The organism is Rhodococcus sp. R1101, assembly GCF_000278445.1.
In the GTDB taxonomy this organism is placed as follows: domain Bacteria; phylum Actinomycetota; class Actinomycetes; order Mycobacteriales; family Mycobacteriaceae; genus Rhodococcus; species Rhodococcus gordoniae.
This window is the reverse complement of sequence record NZ_AJVB01000514.1, coordinates 1-2,618: the sequence shown is the minus strand read 5'-3', so window position 1 is coordinate 2,618 and position 2,618 is coordinate 1. Positions and strand designations below refer to the sequence as shown.

Annotated in this window: 4 protein-coding genes; 3 read left to right on the top strand and 1 reads right to left on the bottom strand. The window is 69.1% G+C overall.

The window, feature by feature from the left end; genetic code table 11:
• Positions 1-314 (bottom strand): GtrA family protein (locus tag R1101_RS27895; protein WP_037224374.1); only part of this gene is annotated, 314 nt, incomplete at its 3' end.
• Between the two features lie 134 nt (positions 315-448).
• Between R1101_RS27895 and R1101_RS0120800 the strand changes: the two genes are divergently transcribed.
• The 3 genes from R1101_RS0120800 to R1101_RS27885 form a co-directional block, all read left to right on the top strand.
• Entirely contained in the window at positions 449-1,723 is a 1,275-nt protein-coding gene (locus R1101_RS0120800; RefSeq protein WP_026003539.1) for a 5-(carboxyamino)imidazole ribonucleotide synthase, read from the top strand.
• Positions 1,716-2,228, top strand: coding sequence for a 5-(carboxyamino)imidazole ribonucleotide mutase (purE, locus tag R1101_RS0120795; RefSeq protein ID WP_016935202.1), 513 nt, complete (start codon positions 1,716-1,718; stop codon positions 2,226-2,228). Before R1101_RS0120800 ends, purE begins: the two co-directional genes overlap by 8 nt.
• Positions 2,229-2,239: 11 nt before the next feature.
• A partial coding sequence (locus R1101_RS27885; protein ID WP_037224373.1) for a DUF7134 domain-containing protein occupies positions 2,240-2,618 on the top strand: 379 nt, incomplete at its 3' end.

The window sequence follows — 2,618 nt, the reverse complement described above, 5'->3', positions numbered from 1 at the left end:
GACAGCACCACCCCGATCCCGCTGATGAAGAAGAACAGGAACGCCTCGTGGGCACGCTCGCGGCCACCGCGGTTACGGAAGGACCATTCGCGGTTGAGGATGTACGAGCAGATCACTGCGACCACGCCGGCGATGATCTTGGCGGTCACCGGCTTCTCGGCCAGGATCGTGAGCTTGAGCGTGTAGAAGATCGACGAGTCGATCACGAAGGTCGTACCGCCGACGATGGCGAACTTGATCAATTCGCGATGCCGGAGCAACAGCCCCCGCAAAGGCTGGGGAACTCTGCTCAACGCTTCATCGACGACGGCCACTTGGAGAAGTGTACGAAACGTGGAGGTGAATTTCCGAAACCCGACCGCACATGTCGGCATTCCCACACGCCTCCGTCGCTCGTCCGTGGTGCCCCGGGACGGCGTGACGACATGCTGTGACACCATGGACAGCCGTGACAGGCAGACCTGATTCGTCCCCCCGATCCGATACCCCCCGCACCCTGACGACCGGCATGCCCGTCGTCACGATGATCGGCGGAGGCCAGCTCGCGCGGATGACGCATCAGGCGGCCATCGCCCTCGGTCAGACGCTGCGCGTGCTCGCGGCCGGCCCGGACGAACCCGCCGCGCAGGTCAGCCCGAACGTGGTGATCGGCAGTCACGACGACCTCGACGCCCTCCGCCGCGCCGCGACCGGTGCGCACGCGCTCACCTTCGACCACGAAGGCGTTCCCACCGAGCACCTCGAGGTGCTCCAGCGCGAGGGTGTCGCGGTGCTGCCGCCCCCGCAGGCCTTGATCTACGCCCAGGACAAGATCGCGATGCGGAAGCGGCTCGGTGCGCTCGGCGCGCCGATGCCGAAGTTCGCGGAGATCACCTCGGTCGAGGACGCCCGCGCGGCCCTGGACACGCTCGGTGATCCGTACGTGCTCAAGGCCGCGCGCGGTGGTTACGACGGCCGCGGTGTGTGGATCCTCGACGATCACGCCGAACTCGACCGGGTCGTCGCCGAGCAGCTCGCCGCCGGCGTCCCGCTCCTCGCCGAGGAGAAGGTCGAGTGGACGCGGGAACTGTCGGCGATGGTCGCCCGGTCCCCGTTCGGTCAGGGTGCGTCGTGGCCGGTCGTCGAGACCGTCCAACGCGACGGTCAGTGCGCCGTCGTCATCGCACCTGCCCCGGATCTGGCCGAGGACGTCGCGACCGCCGCCGAGCAGCTCGCCCTGCGGATCGCGGGAGAGCTCGGCGTCGTCGGTGTCATGGCAGTCGAGCTGTTCGAGACCCGCTCCGGTGAACTGGTCGTCAACGAACTCGCGATGCGTCCGCACAATTCCGGCCACTGGGGCATGGACGGTGCACGCACCGGCCAGTTCGAACAGCACCTGCGGGCCGTGCTCGACTATCCGCTCGGCGACACGACCCCGATCGCCCCGGTGACGGTGATGGCGAACGTACTCGGTGCGCCCGAGGCGCCGGCGATGAGCATGGACGAGCGTCTGCACCATCTGTTCGCCCGGATGCCCGACGTGCATGTGCACCTCTACGGCAAGGGGGAGCGCAAGGACCGCAAGATCGGCCACGTCAACGTGCTCGGCGCACCGTCCGGATCGATCGACGATCCCGAGTACGTCGCTGCGGTGCGTGAGCGCGCCGAACGCGCGGCGCACTGGCTGTCGCACGCGGTGTGGACCGACGGTTGGAACGAACACACGGGAGAAAACGGTGAATGACGCGGTGCAGGGCGCACAGGTCGGCCTGATCATGGGCAGCGACTCGGACTGGCCGACCATGCAGGCCGCAGCCGAGGCGCTCGTCGAGTTCGGGATCCGCTTCGAGGTGGGTGTCGTCTCGGCGCACCGCACGCCGCAGCGGATGCTCGACTACGCGAAGGACGCCGCCGGTCGCGGTATCAAGGTCGTCATCGCCGGTGCCGGCGGCGCCGCGCACCTGCCGGGCATGGTGGCCTCGGCGACCCCGCTGCCGGTGATCGGTGTGCCGGTACCGCTGAAGTACCTCGACGGTATGGATTCGCTCCTGTCGATCGTGCAGATGCCGGCCGGTGTTCCCGTCGCCACCGTCTCCATCGGCGGCGCCCGCAACGCGGGTCTGCTCGCCGCCCGCATCCTCGGCGCCTCCGATCCGGCCCTGCGCGAGCGGATGGAACGGTTCCAGGCGGGTCTCGAGCAGATGGTGCTCGAGAAGGACGAGGCATTGCGGCAGAAACTGCTCGGCTGACGGGCCCGAAGGTGCCTCTGGTCGAGCGGTGGCACCGCTGGAGCCGGGACCATGTCGGGACGATCGACGCGGTCCTGGCCGCTGCGCTCGCATTCGTGGGTGTGGCCGGGACGCTCCCCGCGGACGAAGGGCCGTGGGCGACCGGCGTGGCCGTCGCGATGACGGTGCCGCTGGCGTGGCGACGCACCCGTCCCGTCGTCGCCGGTGGGATCGTGGCGGCAGCCGCCTACCTACATCTGGCGATCCTCCCGGAAATGAACGCCGCGGCACCGTTCGCGGTACCGGCCGCGGTGTACGCCCTCGCTGCCTACGCTCCGCGGTGGGCGGCGAACACCGCGCTCGTGGTGTCGGTTGTCGGTGGCGCGATCGCCGGAGTGCGGTACTTCGACC